General features: G+C 66.7%; 15 protein-coding genes and 2 tRNA genes. 8 read left to right on the forward strand and 9 right to left on the reverse strand.

Annotated elements, in window-relative coordinates; genetic code table 11:
• Positions 1-31: 31 nt before the first annotated feature.
• Genes ABE483_RS11260 through ABE483_RS11285 form a run of 6 tightly spaced genes read left to right on the forward strand, consistent with a single transcriptional unit; the run spans position 32 to position 11,122 of the window.
• Positions 32-8,884 carry a hemagglutinin repeat-containing protein gene (locus ABE483_RS11260; protein ID WP_346481721.1) on the forward strand — a complete coding sequence of 2,951 codons (8,853 nt, stop codon included), beginning with the start codon at positions 32-34 and terminating at the stop codon, positions 8,882-8,884.
• Positions 8,881-9,288, forward strand: a complete 408-nt coding sequence (locus ABE483_RS11265) for a hypothetical protein (protein ID WP_019182850.1) — start codon at positions 8,881-8,883, stop codon at positions 9,286-9,288. Before ABE483_RS11260 ends, ABE483_RS11265 begins: the two co-directional genes overlap by 4 nt.
• A 14-nt stretch (positions 9,289-9,302) precedes the next feature.
• Positions 9,303-9,731 carry a hypothetical protein gene (locus ABE483_RS11270; protein WP_346481722.1) on the forward strand — a complete coding sequence of 143 codons (429 nt, stop codon included), beginning with the start codon at positions 9,303-9,305 and terminating at the stop codon, positions 9,729-9,731.
• Positions 9,724-10,155 carry a hypothetical protein gene (locus ABE483_RS11275; RefSeq protein ID WP_313218882.1) on the forward strand — a complete coding sequence of 144 codons (432 nt, stop codon included), beginning with the start codon at positions 9,724-9,726 and terminating at the stop codon, positions 10,153-10,155. Before ABE483_RS11270 ends, ABE483_RS11275 begins: the two co-directional genes overlap by 8 nt.
• A 60-nt stretch (positions 10,156-10,215) precedes the next feature.
• Positions 10,216-10,734 (forward strand): hypothetical protein, encoded by a 519-nt coding sequence (locus ABE483_RS11280; protein WP_346481723.1) that lies wholly within the window; start codon positions 10,216-10,218, stop codon positions 10,732-10,734.
• Positions 10,727-11,122 (forward strand): hypothetical protein, encoded by a 396-nt coding sequence (locus tag ABE483_RS11285; RefSeq protein ID WP_346481724.1) that lies wholly within the window; start codon positions 10,727-10,729, stop codon positions 11,120-11,122. The genes ABE483_RS11280 and ABE483_RS11285 overlap by 8 nt, the downstream gene beginning before the upstream one ends.
• Positions 11,123-11,152: 30 nt before the next feature.
• On the opposite strand, the gene ABE483_RS11290 is transcribed toward ABE483_RS11285, so the two are convergent.
• The 5 genes from ABE483_RS11290 to ABE483_RS11310 form a co-directional block, all read right to left on the reverse strand.
• A tRNA-Pro gene (locus ABE483_RS11290) sits at positions 11,153-11,229 on the reverse strand.
• A gap of 139 nt (positions 11,230-11,368) precedes the next feature.
• Positions 11,369-11,445, reverse strand: a tRNA-Pro gene (locus tag ABE483_RS11295).
• Between the two features lie 48 nt (positions 11,446-11,493).
• Entirely contained in the window at positions 11,494-11,607 is a 114-nt protein-coding gene (gene cydX / locus ABE483_RS11300; protein ID WP_019182852.1) for a cytochrome bd-I oxidase subunit CydX, read from the reverse strand.
• Positions 11,608-11,637: 30 nt separating this feature from the next.
• Positions 11,638-12,792 (reverse strand): cytochrome d ubiquinol oxidase subunit II, encoded by a 1,155-nt coding sequence (cydB, locus tag ABE483_RS11305; protein WP_313212263.1) that lies wholly within the window; start codon positions 12,790-12,792, stop codon positions 11,638-11,640.
• Between the two features lie 15 nt (positions 12,793-12,807).
• Positions 12,808-14,397, reverse strand: a complete 1,590-nt coding sequence (locus tag ABE483_RS11310) for a cytochrome ubiquinol oxidase subunit I (RefSeq protein WP_313212262.1) — start codon at positions 14,395-14,397, stop codon at positions 12,808-12,810.
• 226 nt (positions 14,398-14,623) lie between these two features.
• Here ABE483_RS11310 and cydD point away from each other — a divergent pair, with 226 nt between their 5' ends.
• Complete coding sequence (cydD, locus tag ABE483_RS11315; protein ID WP_313212261.1) at positions 14,624-16,354, forward strand: thiol reductant ABC exporter subunit CydD; 1,731 nt, start codon at positions 14,624-14,626, stop codon at positions 16,352-16,354.
• Positions 16,351-18,024, forward strand: coding sequence for a thiol reductant ABC exporter subunit CydC (gene cydC / locus ABE483_RS11320; RefSeq protein WP_346481725.1), 1,674 nt, complete (start codon positions 16,351-16,353; stop codon positions 18,022-18,024). The genes cydD and cydC overlap by 4 nt, the downstream gene beginning before the upstream one ends.
• A 52-nt stretch (positions 18,025-18,076) precedes the next feature.
• On the opposite strand, the gene ABE483_RS11325 is transcribed toward cydC, so the two are convergent.
• The 4 genes from ABE483_RS11325 to ABE483_RS11340 all read right to left on the reverse strand — a co-directional run bounded on the left by ABE483_RS11325 (position 18,077) and on the right by ABE483_RS11340 (position 21,297).
• Positions 18,077-18,691 carry a cold shock and DUF1294 domain-containing protein gene (locus ABE483_RS11325; protein ID WP_313212259.1) on the reverse strand — a complete coding sequence of 205 codons (615 nt, stop codon included), beginning with the start codon at positions 18,689-18,691 and terminating at the stop codon, positions 18,077-18,079.
• A gap of 8 nt (positions 18,692-18,699) precedes the next feature.
• The gene (locus ABE483_RS11330; protein WP_346464551.1) at positions 18,700-19,812 is read right to left on the reverse strand and encodes a homoserine O-acetyltransferase; all 1,113 of its coding nucleotides are present in this window, start codon (positions 19,810-19,812) and stop codon (positions 18,700-18,702) included.
• A 73-nt stretch (positions 19,813-19,885) separates the two neighbouring features.
• Entirely contained in the window at positions 19,886-20,902 is a 1,017-nt protein-coding gene (locus ABE483_RS11335) for a tetratricopeptide repeat protein (protein WP_346464561.1), read from the reverse strand.
• Positions 20,896-21,297, reverse strand: coding sequence for a cytochrome c-type biogenesis protein (locus ABE483_RS11340; RefSeq protein ID WP_313212282.1), 402 nt, complete (start codon positions 21,295-21,297; stop codon positions 20,896-20,898). Before ABE483_RS11340 ends, ABE483_RS11335 begins: the two co-directional genes overlap by 7 nt.
• Positions 21,298-21,313: the final 16 nt, after the last annotated feature.

Consider the following 21,313-nt stretch of genomic DNA (forward strand, 5'->3'; position numbering starts at 1 on the left):
GCACCGACCGCACGCACACAAAGGAATTGTCATGAACAAGCATCTGTACCGCCTCGTGTTCAACCACGCCCTCATGCTCTGGCAGGTCGCCGCGGAAATCACGCCGCGCCCCGGCGGCGCCGGTACCGGGCAGGATGGCGATCGCACGGCGGCACTGCGCCCGATGGCGTTCGCGCTGTGGGTGATGCTGGGCTGGGTCGGCGTGAGCGGCCTGGCCGCGGCGCAGGTGGTGGCCGATCCGAATGCGCCCGGCAACCAGCGCCCGACCGTGCTGGAAACCGCCAACGGCACGCCGCAGATCAACATCCAGACCCCGAGTGCGGCCGGTGTCTCGCGCAATACCTACCAGCGCTTCGACGTCGACCAGCAGGGCGTCATCCTCAACAATTCGCGCGGCAACACGCAGTCCCAGCTCGGCGGCTGGGTGCAGGGCAATCCGTGGCTGGCCGGCGGCACTGCGCGGGTGATCCTCAACGAGGTCAATGGCGCCAACCCGAGCCAGCTGCGCGGCTACGTGGAAGTGGCCGGCGACCGTGCGCAGGTGGTGATCGCCAACCCCGCTGGTATCGATTGCGACGGCTGCGGCTTCATCAACGCCAACCGCATCACCCTGACCACCGGCACCCCGATGTTCAACGGCGGCGCGCTGGAGGGATACCGCGTGCAAGGCGGTGCGATCCATATCTTCGGCGCCGGCATGGATGCCAGCCGGGTCGACTACACCGATCTGATCGCGCGCTCGGTGCAGCTCAACGCGGGCCTGTGGGCACAGCAGCTGCAGGTCACCACCGGCGCCAATACGGTGAGCGCCGATCTGAGCCGTGTGCAGGCGCAGGCCGCCGAAGGCAATGCGCCGCAGTACGCGCTCGATGTGGCCCAGCTGGGCGGCATGTACGCCAACAAGATCCTGCTCATGGGCACCGAGCACGGCGTGGGCGTGCGCAATGCGGGCAACCTCGGGGCGCAGACCGGGGAGCTGGTCGTGACTGTCGATGGCCGGCTGGAAAACACCGGCAAACTGCAGGCGCGCGACGATACGCGCATCGCTGCCACCGGCGGTGTACGCAACGAAGGGCTGGTCAGCGCCGGGCGTGAACTGAACCTGCGCACCGGCCAGGACGTGGACAACAGCGGCGGCCAGCTCAACGGCACCCGCCTGGATGTGGAGGCCGCCTCGCTGGCCAACCGCGACGGGCGCATCGAACAGGCGGGCGTGCAGGCACTGGCGGTACAGAGCGCGCGGCTGCAGAACCGTGACAAGGGCAGTATCGGGGCGCTGGCCCAACAGGACGGCACCGCGCCGACCACGCCGGGCGAAGGGGCGGGCCCGGGCGGCCCCGGCACGCCCGGGACCGGCACGGGGGGCACCGACGGCGGCACGCCCGTCATCACTCCACCGACGACCGCGCCGCTCGCGCAGGGCCGCGTGGTGATCGCGGGACTGCTCGACAATGATGGCGGCGCCGTGCTGGCCGGGGGCGACATCGACCTGCGTGCCAGCGACCTGGACAACGACGGCGGTCGCCTCGGGGTGCGCGATCTGGCCGTGGAGGGTGGCACGCTCTCCAACCGGCAGGGCGAGCTGACCACGCAGCGTGACCTGCGCGTGCAGGGCGAGGCACTGCGCAACGACACTGGGGTGCTGAATGTCGGCGGTGCGCTTGATGTGCGCGCGGCGCAGCTGTCCAACCACGGCGGCAGGATCGCCCACAGCGGCAGCGCGCCGGCCCAGCTGCAGGTGGCAGGCACGCTCGACAACACCGGCGGCAGTCTTGCCAGCAACGCGGCATCGCTGGCGCTGGCCAGCGCGGTGCTGGTCAACACCGATGGCGCGCTGCTGCACGCCGGCAGCGATGGGCTGCAGCTCACCACCGGCACGCTGGAGGGCCAGCGCGGCGAGATCGCCACCGCCGGTACGCTCACTCTGCGCGCCGGCCAGGTCGATCATCGCCAGGCCGATCTGCAGGCGGGCACGCTCGACCTCCAGGTGGATACGATGGACAACCGCGGTGGCCAAGTGCTGGCCACCGGCAACCAGGCCAACCGGATCGGGGCGGCAACCGCGCTCGACAACAGTGGCGGCACGCTCGCCAGCAACGGTGACCTGGCGATCGCCACAGCGCTGTTGAACAACGCGGGCGGGCAGGTGCAGCAGGCCGGCAGCGGGCGGCTGGACATCAACGCGGCGACGCTGGCCGGCGCGGGCGGCAAGCTGCTCAGCAATGGCGCCCTGCACCTGCAGGGCCAGAACCTCGATGTCTCCGGTGGTGTGACGTCCGCCGTCCGCATGGAGATCGATGCGGGCCAATTGGACAACCGCCGTGGCGAACTGATCGCCACCGGTTCCGACGCGCTGGGCCTGCGCGTGGCCAACGCGCTGTACAACGACACTGGCAGCATCGTCGGCAACGGCGCGCTGGCCGTGCAGGCAGGCAACCTTTCCAACCGCGACGGCAAGATTCTGGCAGCAGGTGATGCGGCCTCCGCGCTGCAGGTGACCGGCACGATCGACAACCAGCGCGGCACGCTGGCCAGCGCGGGCGATCTGGACCTGCAGGCAGGCCAGCTGGACAACCAGGCCGGTACCGTCCAGGCGGCGGGCGACAGTGCGCTTCAACTCGGCGTGGGTAGCCTGCTCGACAACCGCCAGGGCGGCCTGATCGCCTCCGGTGGCGCGCAGCAGCTGCGTGCGGGCAGCGTCGACAACCGCGGCGGTACGGTCAACGCGGGCGACATGCTCGACGTGGAGATCGCGCAGACCCTGGACAACAGTGCCGGCACGATCGCCGCCAATGATGCGCTGCGCGTGCAGGCCGGCCGCATCGTCAACCGCGATGCCGGCACGCTGGCGTCGGTCGAGGGCGATGTCACCCTCGCCAGCGGGACGGACATCGACAACAGCGCCGGCGTGATCCAGGCCGAGCGTGCGCTGTCGGTGACCAGCCAAGGGCTGACCAACGTGCGTGGCACGCTGGCCGGCGCCTCCGTCGCCTTGGATACGCGTCTGGGCGGCGTGGACAACAGTGAAGGCATCATCGCCGCCACCGCCGGCACCCTGGATCTCCGAAGTGGCGCGCTGGAGAACCGCGCGGGCCTGCTGCAGTCCAGTGGTGGGATGAGCATCGATACGCACGGCCAGCGGCTGGGCAATACCGACGCGGGCGCGCGTGGCGGCATCGTCAGCGGTGCCGGGCTGACCCTGCGTGCCGGTGGACTGGACAACCGTGCCGGCCTTGTCCAGGCGCAGACGGCGCTGGACGCGCGGCTGGCCTCGCTGGACAACCGCAGCGGCGGGCAGGTCGGCAGCGGCTCCTCGCTGCTGCTGCAGGCGCAGCACGTGGATAACAGCAGCGGCCGCCTGCAGGCTGCCCAGAATCTGACCCTCGCTCTGAGCGGTGAGCTGGTCAACCAGGCCGGGCTGGCCGTGGCCGGTGGCGATCTGGTCGCCCATGCCGCGCGCATCGACAACCGCGCCACGAGCGGCGGCGGCACCGCGCTCGGCCTGCAGGGTCGCAACGTGGACCTCACCGCCGCGCAGATCGACAACAGCAGCGGCATGATCGCTGCCGACCAGCGCATCGCGCTGCAGGCGACCGATGCACTGTTCAACCAGCAAGGCCTGGTGTCCTCGGCGGGCAGTCTGGACGTGCGTGCCGGCCAGGTCGGCAACACCGACGGCACGCTGCTGTCCGCGGGCAACCAGACGCTGCATGCCAACGCACTCAATGGCACGGGCCGGGTGTTGTCGCAGGGCGACCTGGTGCTGGCCTTGCAGCAGGATTACCGCAACGATGGCCAGATCACCGCCAATGGCAAGGCCACGGTCTCCACGCAGGGGCTGTGGACCAATGCAGGCAAAGTGCAGGCCGGCGATCTGGACCTGCATGCACGCCAGATCGACAACCTCGCCACCGGCGAGATCAGCGGCCTCCGCACCCAGGTGCGCGCCGATGGCGTGCTTGGCAACCGGGGGCTGATCGACGGCGTGGATACCCGCATCGATGCCGATGTGATCCTCAATGTTGGCACCGGCCGCATCTATGGCGACCGCCTGTCGATCGGTGCCACGACCCTGGTCAACAGTGATGAAACGCTGGAGGGCGTCACCCGCGCGGCCACCATTGCTGCGCGTGAGCGCCTGGACATCGGCGCCGGCACCGTGGTCAACCGCGAGCAGGCGCTGATCTTCAGTGCTGGCGGTGGCGAGAGCGCACTCAACATCGGCGGTGCGCTGGATGCGCAGGGCCATGCAGTCGGTCGCGCCGGCTCGGTGCACAACGCCAGCGCGACCATCGAGTCGCTGGGTGGCTTGAGTATCGATGCCACGCGCCTGCTCAACAGCAACGAGCATTTCGCCACCACCGAAGTGATGGTGGTGGGCCCGACCAAGAAGCTGTACATCCAGCCCAAGGGCACGCCCGGCATGCATGATGCCAGCGAGTTCACCTGGTCCAGCTGGAGCCGTGCCGGCAAGTACTGGTGGAAGAACGGCAGCGGCGACGTCAAGGATTGGACGCAGTACGACGTCACCCACACCGAGTACGAAACCCAGGTCACCTCCAGCGCGCCGGGTCGCATCATTTCCGGCGGTAACATGACGCTGCGTGGCGATGAGCTGATCAACGACAAGAGCCAGATCCTGGCTGGCGGCGCGTTGCTGGGCGATCTCGGCAACCTGCGCAACATCGATGCATTCGGCGAGTACCGCGTGCACGAGGAAGGCACCAGCCAATACACCTACAGCCGCTGGCGCGGTGGTTTCAAGCGCTATCACGAGCGCAAGTGGGACCGGAAGATCGCCTATCGCCCGGCCGATGAAGTGCGCACCATCAATCTGGGCGTGACCCGCACCGAACAGAACACGCGCGATGGTGGCAGCGGCTACCAGGTGGGCGGGGTCAGTACCGGTACCGTCGGTGGGCAGGTCGGCGGCGCAGCCGACGCCGGCGCCATCGGTGGACAGCGCCAGGTGACCGAAGTCAGCGCCAGCGTCGCCTCGCTGGCCGGTCCCGGCAGCACGGCGGGCACCGGCGCACAGGGCGCGGCGGGCAACCAGCCGACCGTGATCCGCACCATCGGCGTGGATGCCGAACTGCCGCAGACCAGCCTGTTCCAGAGCGGGCCGAATGCCGGCCAATACCTGGTCGAAACCGATCCGCGTTTTGCCGATTACCGCAACTGGCTCGGTTCGGAGTACCTGCTGCAGAAGATGGGCGTGGACCCGGCCAACGTGCAGAAGCGGTTGGGCGATGGGTTCTACGAACAGAAGCTGGTCCGCGATCAGGTCGCCCAGCTCACCGGCCGCCGCTTCCTGGATGGCTATGCCGACGATGAAGCGCAATACCGCGCGCTGCTCGACAACGCGGCCACCATCGCCGACGCCTGGGGCCTGCGCCCCGGCGTGGCGCTGACCCCGGCACAGATGGCCCAGCTCACCAGCGACATCGTCTGGCTGGTCGAGCAGCGCGTGACCCTGGCCGATGGCAGCACCACCACCGCACTGGTTCCGCAGGTGTACGTTCGCGTGCGCCCCGGTGATATCGACGGCACCGGCACGCTGCTGGCCGGCCGCTCGGTGGAGCTGAACCTGCGCGGCGACCTGGTCAACAGCGGGACCATCGCCGGCCGTACCGCGGTGAAGATTGACGCGCAGAACCTGCGCAACCTGGACGGCCGCATCAGCGGTGACACGGTCAGTGCCAACGCGCGTACCGATCTGGACAACCTCGGCGGCCTGATCGATGCGCGCAGCGTGCTGGTCGCCAGCGCCGGCCGTGATCTGAACCTGGTCACCACCACCCGCAGCGGTCAGAACACCGCGGGGTTGAGCGACTTCAGCCGGACCAACATCGACCGCGTGGCCGGGTTGTTCGTGAGTGAGGCTGGGGGCACGCTGCTGGCGAGCGCGGTGCGTGATGTTCGTCTTGACGGAGCCGAGATCGTCAACGCGGGCTCCGGTGGGCAAACCGTGATCGCCGCCGGCCGCGACCTGTCACTGGGCACCGTACGGGAGGCGCGGCAGGAGAACAACGTGCGCAATGCCGACAACTATCTGCGCAGCGGGTACAGCCGTGGCGTTGGTACCAATGTCCGGACTGTCGGCGATGTCCAGCTGCAGGCAGGTCGGGACATGGAGTTGCAGGCAGCGACGGTCAACAGCGCCGAGGGTGCCCTGGTCGCGGTGGCGACCGGCAACCTCAACATCGGGGTGTCCGAAGACAGTTACAACTGGAGCGAGGGTCGAAAGCACCGGCATAGCGGCCTGCTCAACACCACGACCCGCACCACCCGCGACAGCCTCGATGAAACCGTTGCCCAGGGCAGCACGGTTGGCGGGAACACAGTGGCCATCCAAGGACGCAACGTCACCATCACCGGCAGCGACGTGATCTCCGATGTCGGCACCACGATTGCCGCCGACCAGGATCTGGTGATCCAGGCCGCTCGCGAATCGGCGACGGAAAGCCACTTCAAGAAGAAGGAGCAGAGTGGCCTGATCTACAACGGTGGCGCTGCGATCACGGCCGGCACGCAGATGCAGAGCGACGACAACAAGGCCACGCGCAACACCGCGGCGGGGTCGACCGTCGGCTCGCTCGCAGGCGATGTCGTGCTGCTGGCGGGCGGGGCGTATCGCCAGATTGGCAGTGACGTCCTCGCGCCGGAGGGCGATGTGGACATCCACGCGCGTGAGGTCGCGATTCTGGAGGCCCGCGAAACGCAGACGACGGCGCAGGAGAGCAAGTTCAGGCAGGCCGGTCTCACTGTTGCGGTCACTGCGCCGGTGATCACTGCACTGCAGACCGCCGGCAACATGGCAAGTGCGACCAGCAAGACCTCTGACTGGCGTAAGCAGGCGATGGGTGCTGCGACAGCAGCGGGTGCGGTGAAGGAAGGCGTCGATGCGGTCGGCGCGGATCCAGGCGCGGCTGGCGGGTTGAACATTTCCATCACCGTGGGGGCCAGCAAGAGCGACAGCCGGACGACAACGCAGAGCGACACGGCGGCAGCGTCATCGATCCGGGCCGGCGGCGACGTCCGGATCAGTGCCACGGGCGCTGGCAACGCGTCGGATATTACGATTCAGGGCAGTGACGTAACGGCAGACGGCAACATCCGCCTCAAGGCGGACGGAGACGTCGCGCTTCTTGCGTCCCGTGACGTGATCGAGATGGAGCGCAAGAGCAGCAGCGCCAGTGGCGGCGTAGGCGTGGCCATCGCTGTGGGCTCGGGCGGTGCCAGCGCCGGCATCACGGCCAATGCCAGTGCTTCGCGGGGCAGCGGCAAGGGCGAGGACGTCTACTGGAACACGACGCACCTGACTGCAGGAGAGTCGTTGGTCATCGAATCGGGCGGCGACACCACGCTGCGTGGCGCGGTAGTTTCAGGTGAGCAGGTGGCAATGAACGTCGGTGGCAACCTGGCGGTGGAGAGTCTGCAGGATACCCACAGCTTCCACAGCAAGGACAGAACCGTCGGGGGCAGCGTCACTTTCGGTGCGGGTTTCAGTGGCAGTGCCTACATGCTCAACCAGAAGAGCGACAGTGAATTTGCCAGTGTCACCGAGCAGTCGGCCATTCGTGCGGGTGACGGCGGCTTCCAGATCAATGTGGATGGGACGACACAGCTTGTCGGTGGTGCGATCAGCTCCAGCGATGCAGCAATTGATGCCGGCAGGAATCGACTTCAGACAGCTGCACTGGTGGTCAGCGACATAGAGAACGCTTCGAGCGCGAAGGCCAGTAGCGGCGGAATCGGTGTCACCGATGAAACCTTCTCCGGCTTGTACGGCGCCACCAAGACGATCATCGGCAACAAGCTGATCCATGGCGACGCCAGTGACGGCTCGCAGGGGACAACCCGTGCGGCGATCAGCGATGGCGCTGTGTTGATCACGGATGATGAGCTCCAGCGCGCGCTGACTGGCAAGGGGGCAGAAGAACAGGTGGCCGGGCTGAATCGCGACACGCTGAACGCCCATCAATCTGCCGCGCTGATCGATCTTGAGCGTCTCGAAGAGCGTGCCGCTGCGGAGCACGCGATCACCGGCGAAGCCTTCCGCCAAGGCACTGCCTGGACGACGGATCTTGTGCATAAAGCAGCGACGGAGCAAAGTCGCATTGTCCTGCAGACCTGTGAAGCGGGCGGGACCAACTGCCGTCAGACCGAACTGGCGTTGGAGGATGTCCAGGCCATTGACGGCAAGCTGTACATCTTCAACAACGGCATTTTCAACGCTGAGCCCTACGCGCTTGCCACAGGCGCGAAGCAGAACACCAATGAAGCCAACGCGTCCGGGGTGTATTACATCCTGAACCCTTACACCGGCAACAAGGTGGCCGAAGGGCTGTATGCGATGTACGACAAAGCCAATGGCATCCTGGGCAGCCTTACGGGCGTCATGCTGCCTGTGACGGCCGCATCGCAGGCCAACATTGCGCTGTTGGAGCGTGCCAGGGAGGAGGGATGGGAGTTCAATGCCGTCAATCACAGCCGCGGCAGCATGACCTTCACCAATGCGATGTTGCAGCTTCGAGGCGACGACCAGAAGATGTTCCCCATCGGCTACATCCTCTACAACGGGGCTGCAGCCAATGCACAACAAGCGCTGGGGTTGGTCGGGTTGATTGGTGACGCCAGGGGAGAGGTATGGCAGAACACTCATCCGACGGACATCGTAGGCAGCTGGCGCGTCATTCTTGGCGGAAACCCGGCGACCTCCGAGAAGAATCAGGGCAGCTTCCCGGGGTCGCACAGTGCCTACGTGGGTTACCTGCCCGCGGACGGTACGGAGCTGCGGTCCATCACGGACAAGGTGTGGGGCATCGGTAAGATCAATCAACCTGTCAGGCAGGTCCCCAAACGTGAGGCTGAAAAACGATGATCAGGAAGTACACCTCGATGCTGGCGGCGGCCGCGCTTATCACTGTTGCCGGATGTGCCACGGCACCTGCGGCGCCGGGCCGGGTGGCCACAACGGACATTGGACCCGTTCCGGCCGGTTCCGTTCGCGTCATGCCCACCAAACAGCACTGGCGTAAGGCAGGTGCCAGCAAAGCCGACGCGGACCAGGCTCGGCAGCAATGCAGTCAGGAATTGCGGAACAATGAAGAGTACGCCGGGCTGTTGAAGGAGAGCTCGGTGATTACCAAGATCTGGCACGCTGATCGTACCGCTGCGCAGAAAAAGCGGCGCAAGGAAATTGGTACGCGGCTGAGTCAGCTGAGTGATGCGTGCATGACCGGGAAAGGATTCGAGTTCGTGCCTGGTGGGTTCCCGGTGGACTGAGTGCGGTGACCAGGATGCTGCTTTACCCCAGGCCGTTCATCTCCCGCAATCATTTCGCGTTGCGCATTTGTCGCACAATGACCGTGCTGGCCGTGCTGTCGGGCGTGACCGCTTGCGGTGCAGGCGGGTTGTGGATGAACGGCAATCCCGCTGCGACCCGGCACCTCAGCCCGCCGGGCCACGAGTGGACCCGGCCGGATGCGAGCGTCCTGGTACGCGACCTGGATTGGCAGGCGTGCGGTGGCCAACGAAGTGGGAACATTTCGGCAGACCGGCGAGGGGATACTCCTCAAGAGGATGCCGAGCTTTCGCGCGAGAAACTCTACGCTGCGCAACGTTGCATGTTGGGAAAGGAGTATCACTACATCGGTTCCTGCGAAGGCGATATTCCGGGCCGCTATCCCGCCTGCCAGTCCGGTTCGGGGAGATTGCTGCATGATTGAGCCGTCTGCGCAACGACAGATCAGAGCGGCTGGAGCTGCATTGGCAGTCGCGTTGCTGTCCGGTTGCGTGATTGGCAATGGCCGCATCTGTGGGCCGCAGACACCGATGATCTACTGCGATAAAGCGGCGTATGAGCGGCTGGCCAACCCACCTTCATTGATGGAAAGCTGGCAGCACCCGTCCAATACACCTGAAGCGCGTCAGCTCGACTGGGTGTCCTGCGGGGGTACGGAGAAGGGGAACTATGCGGTGCTGCCAGGCACTACAGGTGCTGAGACGGCCGCGCGCTCCGGTGCGAAATTCGATCAGATTCAACGTTGCATGATGGGTAAACAGTATCAGTACACCGGTACCTGCCAGGGTGAGATTCCCAGTCGTTTCCCTGCATGCCAGCGTGCGGAGGGGTCCGTGTCGCAGCGCTGATGCGCCGAGGCGTATGCGGTCCTCCATCCAGTGCGTATCACTATCCTCGGGAGCCAGAACATGCAGTCATTCTTTCGTCCACTATCTGGATCGTCTGCCCGCCTCGCGCTTGGTTTGACTCTCCTGGGCATCGCCGGCGCAGCGTGCGCTGATCCTGAGCTGCTCGAATCGCCGCAGTCGGCACAAGCGGTGCGATGCGCGGCCTTCTACATTGATGTTCCCTCGGCAGGCAATCCCGTGGCCAACCTCATGCTGGGCTCGGTGGTGAGCAAGGCTGCATGGATGGATCAGTTGAAGGCGCTCATGGCCCGGGGTGCCGAGCCACCGATGACCCGCTTGGTCGTCGCCGGTGAGAGCGAAGATGTCACACGAAAAGCAGTCCAGTCGGCGCTCGGCAGCTTCAAGCAGCAGCGCCTTTCCTATCTGACCCTCACGGTCGCAGGCCAGTCGCCGAAGATGCAAGGGCTGCAACGCAGCGCCGAGCAGCTTGGCATCACTTTCCGCGCGGCGACCCCTGAACGCTCGGCCGCATCACCCGAGGCACGGGCGAATGCGTATCTTCGGGGCGTGTGTGATTGAGCTGCACCCACGCGCCGTCACCGCCCTGTGCCTGGCCCTCAGCCTCGGCGCCTGCGGCATCGGCGGCATGTGGATGAATGGCGATCCATCGGTCAGCCGTACCCTCGTGCCGCCACGCGACACCTGGCAGAAGATGGGCGATGACGGCGCGGCCCGCGATGCCGACTGGCGCGAATGTGGTGGGGCCGCCAATGGTGGTTACCACGTCTCCACGCCTCAGAAGTCCAGCGCGGCGGTGATCCAGCAGGCCCTGGGCCGCACGTTCGATGATCTGCAGCACTGCATGATGCGCAGCGGGTACCGCTACACCGGCAGCTGCGAAGGGGAGATCCGCAGCCGCTACCCGGCCTGCCAATCGCCAGGCACAAAAAAACCCGGAGGACAGTGACGTCTTCCAGGCTTGATTGTGACCATTAAATGGTCGGGGAGACAGGATTCGAACCTGCGACCTCTACGTCCCGAACGTAGCGCTCTACCAGACTGAGCTACACCCCGTAAGGAGCCGCCTATTGTATCGATCCCGCCGGTCGGCGGCAAGGGGGGATCGCGTTTTTCACCTTCGGTGCCGTGTTGCCACGGCCCTTGATAAAGAAGCCTGGAAACGTGTTCCCAGGCTTCAATACGACCACCGAAGTGGTCGGGGAGACAGGATTCGAACCTGCGACCTCTACGTCCCGAACGTAGCGCTCTACCAGACTGAGCTACACCCCGAAGGAGCCGACAAGGATACGGTGTGAAGACCCGATCGGCAACCTTTTTTTAGCCTTCTTCGTGATCCGTACGGCTCTGCTCGCGGGCTTCGAACCACATGCCGTTGAGAATGGCCACGACCGAAGCCAGCCCTGCACCCAGAATCCAAGCGAAGTACCACATGGTAAGTCTCCTATGGCGCCGTGGGGCGCGTCAGTAAGCGTTGGGGTTGTCGCCCATCTCTTCGGCCGTGGTCTTGCCCTTCATCACGCGGTAGACCCAGGAGGTGTAGGCGATGATGATCGGCAGGAAGATGGCCGTGGCGATGAGCATGATCCCCAGGGTCAGGTGGCTGGAGGAGCTGTCCCAGACGGTCAGGCTGGAGCCCGGCTGGCTGGAGGAGGGCAGCAGGAACGGGAAGATCGCAAAGCCGACGGTCAGGATGATGCCGGTGATCGAGGCCCCCGAGGCCAGGAAGGCCAGGCCACCACGGCGGGCCCGCAGCAGCACCGCGCTGGCCAGTGCACCGACCAGCCCGAGGATCGGGGCCAGCAGGGTCAGCGGCATGCTCTGGTAGTTGCGCAGCCAGCCACCGGCGACCGCACCGACGGCAGCGGTCTTGAGCAGCGGGTTGGTCGGGCCATCGGTGACCACCTGGGAGGTGATCTGGTAGCCCGGCAGGCCAAAGGCCACCCAGACGCCGGCCAGGGCGAACAGCACGAAGGTCAGCATTGCCGCGACGCTGCCGTAGCGGGCCGAGCGCTCGGCCACCGGGCCATCGGTCTTGAGCACCAGCATCGCGGCACCGTGCGAGACCACCATCGCCACGCTGACCAACCCAGCCACCAGCGCGAACGGGTTGAGCAGGCCGATCAGGGTGCCGGTGTAGAAGATGCGCATGCTGTCATCGAAGTGGAACGGCACGCCGACCAGCACGTTGCCCACCGCCACGCCGGCGATCAGTGCCGGCAGCAGGCCGCCGACGAACAGCGCACGGTCCCAGTTCTCGCGCCAGCGCTTGCCGGGCATCTTGCTGCGGTACTTGAAGGCGACCGGGCGCAGGATCAGCCCGAACAGCATCAGGAACACCGCCAGGTAGAAGCCGGAGAAGCTGACCGCGTACAGCGGCGGCCAGGCGGCGAAGATCGCGCCGCCACCGAGCACCAGCCACACCTGGTTGCCTTCCCACACCGGGCCGACGGTGTTGATCACCAGCCGGCGTTCGTCATCGGTTCTGGCCACGAACGGCAGCAACGTGCCGACGCCGAGGTCGAAACCGTCCATCACCGCCCAGGCGATCAGCAGGATGCCGAGCAGCAGCCACCAGATCACGCGGAGCGTGGTGTAATCGAGTCCAATGAATTCCATCTGGGTTCTCCTGCCTTACGCCCGACCGTGGGTCGGCGCAGCGGCATTGGGGGAAAGGGACGTGGCTGCAGCCTGCAGCGACGGCAGGATGTCGTCCGGGCCCTTGCGGATCGCCTTGAGCATCAGCTTCACTTCGATGACCAGCAGCACCGTGTACAGCGCGGTAAATACCGCCAGCGTGGTCAGGATTTCATGCAGGGCCAGGCCCGAGGCGGCGTAGAAGGTCGGCAGCACGCCGTCCACCGCCCACGGCTGGCGACCGTACTCGGCCACGAACCAACCGCATTCGATCGCGATCCACGGCGCCGGCAGCGACCACAGGGCGAGCTTGAGGAACCAGCGCTTGTCCTGGAAGTTGTGGCGGCACGAGTAGTAGAAGGCCAGTGCGAAGAAGGCGATCAGGTAGAAGCCCAGCCCGGCCATGATGCGGAAGGTCCAGAACAGCGGGGCGACCCGCGGCACGGTATCCATCGCGGCCTTGGAGATTTCTTCCGGGGTGGCGTTGAGGATGTCCTCGCGATAGCGCTTGAGCAGCAGGCCGTGGCCCAGATCCTGCCAATGGCGGTCGAACATCTCGCGCGCTTCGACGTCGTTCTTGTCCTTGCGCACGCGTTCCAGTGCACCGTAGGCCAGCTGGCCACCGCGGATGCGGTTCTCGGCGCGCCCCACCAGTTCCAGGATGCCCGGGATCGGCTGGTCCAGCGAACGGGTGGCGATCAGGCCCATCAGGTACGGGATCTTGATCGCGTAATCGTTCTGCTGGGTGGTCTGGTTGGGAATGCCGAAGGCGGTGAAGTCGGCCGGCGCACGCTCGGTTTCCCACATCGCTTCGATCGCGGCCAGCTTCATCTTCTGGTGTTCGCTGGCGGCATAGCCGCTTTCATCACCCAGCACCACCACCGACAGCGAGGACAGCAGGCCGAAGGCGGCCGCCACCGCGAAGGAACGGCGTGCCATGTCCTTGTGCTTGTTGCGCAGCAGGAACAGGGCGCTGATCGACATCACGAACACCGCACCGGTCACGTAACCGGCACTGACCGTATGCACGAACTTGGCCTGGGCCACCGGGTTGAACAGCACGGCGGCGAAATCCACCACCTCCATGCGCATCGTTTCCGGGTTGAAGATCGCGCCGGTCGGATTCTGCATCCAGCCGTTGGCGATCAGGATCCACACCGCCGACAGGTTGGTGCCCAGGGCCATCAGCCAGGTCACGGTGAGGTGCTTGACCGGGCTCAGGCGCTTCCAGCCGAAGAAGAACAGACCGATGAAGGTCGCTTCCAGGAAGAACGCCATCAGGCCTTCGATCGCCAGCGGTGCGCCGAAGATGTCCCCTACGTAGTGGCTGTAATACGACCAGTTCATGCCGAACTGGAATTCCATCACGATGCCGGTGGCGACGCCGATGGCGAAGTTGATGCCGAACAACGTGCCCCAGAACAGCGTCATCTGGCGCCAGACCTGTTTGCGGGTCATGACGTAGACGCTCTCCATGATGGCCACCATGAAGGACAGGCCAAGCGTGAGGGGAACGAAAAGGAAGTGGTACATCGCGGTCAGAGCGAATTGCAGCCGCGACAGTTCTACGACTGTCTGATCAATCATGGCCTGGCTACCTCGTTGGGTTTTGCCGTTTCAGGTGGCGGGAAGGGGGGTCTACGGGGTGAATTCTGTGACCAGCAACTTCAAACAGCCTTGATTCAGATCAATGTACAAACAGACCTGCGCGGGGATCGTATGCATCCCACCCCTGCGACCGCTGGCCGCACGGGGGCGGGGCCAGCACCTACTACAATCGACGGAACCTCCCTGTGGCCGCCAGTGACTTGTTTTGAGCATACCCCCCGACGCGTCCATTGTTGAGACAACCGCCCTGCGCCGCCGTCGCCTGCACTGGCTGGGCGGGCTGGCGGCGGCCGCCCGCGGCAAGCAGCGGCTGGCGGCGATCTGCATCTGCCTGTCCGGCGCCTTGTTGATCGGGCAGGCGGCTGCCATCGCCTGGTTGATCCAGGCGGTGCTGGTGGATCACCGCCCACTGGCCGACGCCACGCCCGTGCTGCTGGGCTTGCTGGCGGTGCTGGGCATCCGCACCCTGCTGGGGAGCGCGACCCAGGCGGCAGCCGGTGACGTCGCCGATGCGGCGCGGCTGGCGCTGCGTGAACGGGTTTACCAGCGGCTGCTCGGGCGTGGCCCGCTGTGGCTGCGCCAGCAGCGCACCGGTGAACTCGGTGAACTGATGCTCGCCCATGCCGATGCGATTGAGAATTATTACGCCGGCTATCAGCCCGTCCGCATCGAAGTGGTCGTGGTCCCGCTGCTGATCGCCATCGCCGTGGCCTGGACCGATTGGGTGATCGCACTGATTCTCTTGTTCACCGCGCCGCTGGTGCCGTTCTTCATGATGCTGGTGGGTTGGGGCGCGGAAGCCGCCGGCCGTGCGCAGCTGGGCGAACTGGCGCGGATGAGCGGCCACTTCGCCGATCGCATCAAGGGGCTCGGCCTGCTGCGCCTGTACGGGCGAGGCGAGGCCGAGCTGGACGGTGTGGCCACGGCGGCAGAAGGTGTGCGCGAGCGCACCTTGAAAGTGCTGCGGATCGCCTTCCTCTCTTCGACGGTGCTGGAGTTCTTCGCGTCGGTCAGCGTGGCGATGGTGGCGCTCTATCTGGGCCTGAGCTATCTCGGCCTGATGTCGCTGCATGCACAGGTGCCGACGCTCGGCGTGGGCATGTTCTGCCTGCTGCTGGCACCGGAGTTCTATGCACCGCTGCGGCGCTTGGCCGCGCATTACCACGACCGCGCCAACGCGCTGGCCGCGGCGGCCGAAGTGGAGCGCCTGCTTGGCGAGTTGCCGGACGCCCCCGTGGCCGAGGACGCATCGCCGGCCACCGCGCGCGCTCCGGAACTGCTCGAACAGCACGCCCCGCCGGTCGTCGTAAGTGGGGTGAGCCTGCGACCACTGGGTGCGCATCACGATGTGGTGCAGCAGCTTTCATTCCAGATCGAGCCCGGGCAGCGCGTGGCGCTGATCGGCCCCAGCGGCAGTGGCAAAAGCACGTTGCTGGAAGCACTGGCCGGGTGGCTGCCCCCGCGCGAGGGCAGCATCGTGCTGCGCCCGGGGTTGGACGTGGGCTACGCCGGGCAGCGCCCCTATCTGTTCCACGGCACGATCGCCGACAACCTGCGCCTGGCCGCACCGGGCGCGACCGATGCGCACCTGCGCGCCGTGGCCGAGGCCGCCCAGGTGATGCGCTTCGCTGCCGCACTGCCACAGGGGCTGGACACCGTGATCGGTGAGCGCGGCTTCGGATTGTCCGGTGGCGAAGCGCGCCGCATCGGCCTGGCCCGGTTGCTGCTGCGCGATCCGCAGCTGCTGCTGCTCGACGAGCCGACCGCCTTCCTCGATCCGGACACCGAAGCCGATCTGCTGCGTACCCTGGCGGCGTTCGCGCGCGGGCGCAGCGTGGTGATCGCCACCCACAGCGAGACCGCGATGCGCTGGGCAGATACCCGCCTGACCCTGACCGCCGGTGGTGCGCGCCTGGCCTCGGAGGTAACGCCATGAAGGCGGCGCACATCGATTCGCTGAAGGGCGTGTTCGCCCGGCACCGTGGCCGGCTGCTGCTGACCGTGCTGCTGCTGTGGACGACGATGCTGGCCGGCACCGCGCTGCTCGGCTTGTCCGGTGGTTTCCTCACCGCCGCCGCCTTGGCCGGTGCCGCCGGGCTCGGCAATGGGTTCAACTTTTTCTCGCCCTCGGCGGGCATCCGCGGGCTGACCATGGCGCGCATCGTGTCGCGCTATTTCGAAAAGCTGGTCGGCCACGATGTCACCCTGCGCATCGCACGTGACCTGCGCGTGTGGTTCTTCCGTCGTGCGCTGCCGCTGGCACCGGCCCGTCTGGCCGGTGTACGCACCGGTGAACTGCTGGCGCGGCTGATGTCGGATATCGGCGAGGTCGATGGCCTGCTGGTACGCGCGATCGGCCCGCTGTTGGCGCTGGGCGGCATCTCGCTGGTCGCGGTGGTGTCGGCGGGCATCATCTATCTGCCAGCGGCCGCTCTGCTGGCGGTGCTCGCCTTGCTGATCGGGCTGGGGGTACCGTGGCTGACCGTGCGTGGCGCCGCCGACCAGGAGCGCGACCGCGCGCTGCACCGGGCACAGCTGCGTACCCAATCCTTCGAAGGGCTGGAAGGCGCGGCCGACCTCGCCGCGCTGCAGGCACGTGAGCATTGGAACCAGCGCGTGCGGGTGGCAGCCAAACAGCTGAAGTCGCGTGACAAGCGTCGCCGCTGGCGGCTGATCAGTGGCAATACATTGCACGGTCTGTGCGGCGCGGGTGGCCTGGTCGCGATGCTGTGGCTGGCCCTGCATGCCTTTGAGCGCGGCAGCGTGGATGCCGCGCTGGCGGCCGCACTGGTATTCCTGACCGTCGCACTGCTGGAGCTGTGGGCCGGGATCGGCTTGGCCTGGCAATCGTGGTTGTCCGGCCGCGTCGCCGCGGTGCGGCTGGAGGCCATCGTGGACCAGGCGCCTGGCGTGGTGGAAGCCGCCGCGCCGGTGACCGTGCCATCCGTGCCTGCAACGCTGCGGTTCGATCAGGTGGTGTTCCGTTGGCCCGGCCAGGGCCGTGTGTTGCTCGACCAGGTGCAACTGGAACTCGCGCCGGGCGAACGGATTGCGATCCGCGGTGACAGCGGCAGTGGCAAGACCACGCTGTCCTCGCTGCTGTTGCGGCTGTGGGATCCGGAGGCCGGCAGCGTGCGTTACGGTGATGCCGATATCCGCAGTTTCGCGCAGGCCGACTGGCACCGTCAGATCGCCTGGCTGCCGCAGAATGCGCCGGTGTTTGCTGGCACCGTGGCGGACAACCTGCGGCTCGGCGACATGGCGGCCAGCGATGCGCGCTTGTGGCAGGTGCTCGCGGAGGTCCGTCTGCATGCCTGGGCCGAGCAGATCGGCGGGTTGGCGGCGTGGGTGGGCGAGAACGGCGCCACGATGTCAGCCGGGCAGGCGCGGCGCCTGGCGCTGGCGCGCGCGCTGCTGCGTGACGCACCGATCCTGTTGCTGGATGAACCCACCGAAGGCCTGGATGTGGATACCGCGCATGCATTGCTGCAGGACATGGTGGCGGCGCTGGGCAATCGCAGTCTGTTGATGATCACCCACGACGCACTGCCCGAGGGCATCGTGCATCGGAGTTACCGGTTGCGGGATGGAAGGTTGGAAGGGTAGCGGCGAAGGCGATCCGCACACTACGTGCACAGCATCCACGCATGGCGTGGATCTACCCGAAGAACCTGCCGTCGCGGATCAACCCTCCCAGCGCCACGATGTTGATCACTACGGCCGCCCAGAACACCTGCTGGAAGGCGGCTTTACGGTTCTTGTGCCGCAGCATGGCCTGTGCCATCAACGCACCCGGCCAACCGCCGAGCAGGGCCAGGCCCTGCAGCGTGCTTTCCGGTGTGCGCTGGCGATCATTCTGGGCGGCGGATTTGTCATACCAGTACCAGGCAAAGGTCACCACGCTCAGGCCCAGGTACGCACCCGGTACCCACGTCGGCCAGTGCTGCCACATCGCCACGGCAATGAGGCCTGCGAGGAACACCAGTGCGATGGCGGTGCGCGGCAGTCGATCCGGCCCCGCACCACGCACCGCAGTGCGTGCAGCAGGACGACCACCATCCCGAGCCAGCGCGAACCGCACCGCCACCGCATTGCGGCGTCCCTGTGCATCCGCCTGCACGTCATAGGTGATCACATCGCCCAGCACCGGGCGGCGATCACGTGCAGCGAAGGCGCGGATATGCACGAAGCATCGCTCGCCACCGCCATTAGGCTGTACGAAGCCGAAGCCGCGCGCGTCGTTCCACTCGCTGATCTTTCCTTGAAGGCGCATGGGTAAACTCAGAGCGAGGACAGGAAGCCGCTGACCGCCGGCCCGAACCGTGCGAAATCCACCAGGAACGCATCGTGCCCCTGCGGTGAATCCAGCCCGATGAACTGCGCATCGGCACCGCCGGCGCGCAGACCGTCGGCGATCTGCTGTTGCTGCTGCACCGGGAACAGGATGTCGGTGTTGGCGCCGATCGCCAGTGCCTTGCCCACCTGGATGCGGGCCAGCCCGGCCATCACGTCGCCGTCGGCATATTCGGCCAGGTCGAACCAGTCCATCGAGCGGCTCAGGTACAGATAGCAGTTGGGATCGAAGAAGCGCACGAAGCGGCGGGCATGGCCTTCCAGATAGCTTTCGACCTGGAACTCCAGACCGAACGGATCGTCATCGGCCTGATCCGAATCCAGGCGCACGCGGCCAAAGCGGCCATCCCATTCCAACGCGGAGCGATAGGTGATCACGCCGAGCTTGCGGGCCATGCGCATGCCCGATTCCGGATAGGCCTGGTCGGTGTAGCGACCGCCATTCCACTGCGGATCAAGCCGGATCGCCTCGCGTTGCAGCGAGCGGATCGCGATCGAGAACGGCAACGCCTGGGCACTGCCGGAAATATTGATATGGCTGCGCGCGATGCCCGGGTGCAGCAACAGCAGCGCCAGCGCGGTCATCCCGCCCATCGAGTTGCCGATCACGCAGGCCAGCTCGGTCACGCCCAATGCGCGCACCACCTCGACCGCTGCGCGTGCGCCATCTTCGATCGACAGTTCGGGGAAGCGTAGGCCGTACAGCTCCCCGGTGGCCGGGTCGATGCTGGCCGGACCGGTCGAGCCCTTGCAGCTGCCCAGCGAGTTCACGCAGATCACGAACCAGCGATCCGTATCGATCGGCTTGCCCGGGCCGACCATCGCCTCCCACCAGCCGGCGGCCGGGTTGTTGGCGTTGGCCGCGGCATGCGCATCGGGCGAGAGCCCGGTGACGATCAATACCGCATTGCCGGCATCGGCAGCGAGCGTGCCCCAGGTTTCGTAGGCAACGTGCGCATCGTGCAGTTCACCGCCGCGCTTGAACGCGAACGGCGAGGGCAGGGCGTGATAACGGGTGCCGGGGGGAATGAATTCAGTCATGCACGCAGTTTAGCCGGGCGCCGCGATGGCGCCGTAGTGGTGAGCGGCACGCTGCGTCGCGGCCGCGCATCGGTCAGGGGCGATCAAACACCAGGGACACCGGCCCGGCGTGGGGCAGGCGCACCCGTACCGGCGCGGTTTCCACATCGTCCGGCTGGCGGTTGGCCTGGCCCGAGCGCGACAGCCGTGCCACTACCTCGACCTCCTGCAGCTGGGACAGCGTGCTGGTTGGCATCGGGCTGTCGCCATCGCCGAGCGTCACCAGCAGCGGCAGCCGGCTGGCCGGATGCTTCTGCACCGCGACCGGCATCGGCGGGCCGTCCGGCGCGCGTGCGATCACGAAGACCGTGGCGTTGGCCCAGGCCGGATCCATTGCGGTTCCGGGCGCGAAGCGCACCTGCACGGCGAGGGCGTGGTCGCCAGCCGCCGCAGGGGCAGGCGTTTCCACCAGCGGCGGCAGACCGGCAGCGCCGCGGGCGATGGCGATCTGCTCGCGCAACGCGCGCGCCGCACCCGGCTCCAGGCGGGGCAGCAGTGCTTCCCAGGCGGCTACCGCCTCGGCGTCCTGCCCGCGCTGGCGCAGGGCAATGCCGATCAGCCAGCCGGCGCGTTCGCTCTCCGGCGCGAGTGCGTTGGCGTGGCGCAGCCATTGCAGGGCCTGGTCGTCGAACTGTTTGCCGGGTGCGGCCTGGGCGCGCGCCTGTGCCGCTTCGACCAGCACGCCGGGGTCGTCCGGGGCGAGTTGCACCGCGCGGTCGAACGCGGCCGTGGCCTCGGCGAGCTTGCCCAGCGCCAGTTGCGAGCGGCCGAGCAGGGCCCAGCCATCGGCGCGTTGCGGGTCTTTCGCCAGCGCCTCTTCCAGCGCCTGCACGCCATCTTCCAGTGTGGCGGGTTCGTTACTGGCCGCCGTCCGCTCGGCGGCATCCGGCGTGCCGACCAGCAGGTACAACGCGCCACCGGCCAACCCAAGGGCCAGCATCGCGATCGCGAAGGGACGGTGTTGGCCGCCCGCACGCAGCGGCCACAGTACGCATGCCGCAACGGCCGCCGCGACCACCGCGGCACTCAGGGCCATCCAAAGGCTCACCAGCGCTCCTCGCTCTTGTCCATCGGTTCGATCCCGCGGCTGCGCCGACGCACCACCCAGATCAGCACGCCCGCGCCGAGCAGCAGCGCCACCGGTGGGCCGAACCAGAGCAGCGCATTGCGTGCCTCCATCGGTGGCCGGTACAGCACGAACTCGCCATAACGGTCGACCAGGAACTGCTTGATCTGTGCGTCGCTGTTGCCCTGCTGCATCAGCACCAGCACCTCGCGGCGCAGGTCATGTGCGATCTGCGCATTGGAATCGGCCAGCGACTGGTTCTGGCATTGCACGCAGCGCAGCTCGGCGGCCAGCGCGTGGAAGCGGGCTTCCTCGGCGGCATCGCGATACTGCAACGGGGTCGGGTCGGAGACGGCCTGCGCCATCACCGGCGAGGCCATGGACAGCGTCAGCGCG

Origin of the sequence: Stenotrophomonas sp. TWI602 (assembly GCF_039674045.1) — a bacterium.
Classification (GTDB): Bacteria; Pseudomonadota; Gammaproteobacteria; order Xanthomonadales; family Xanthomonadaceae; genus Stenotrophomonas.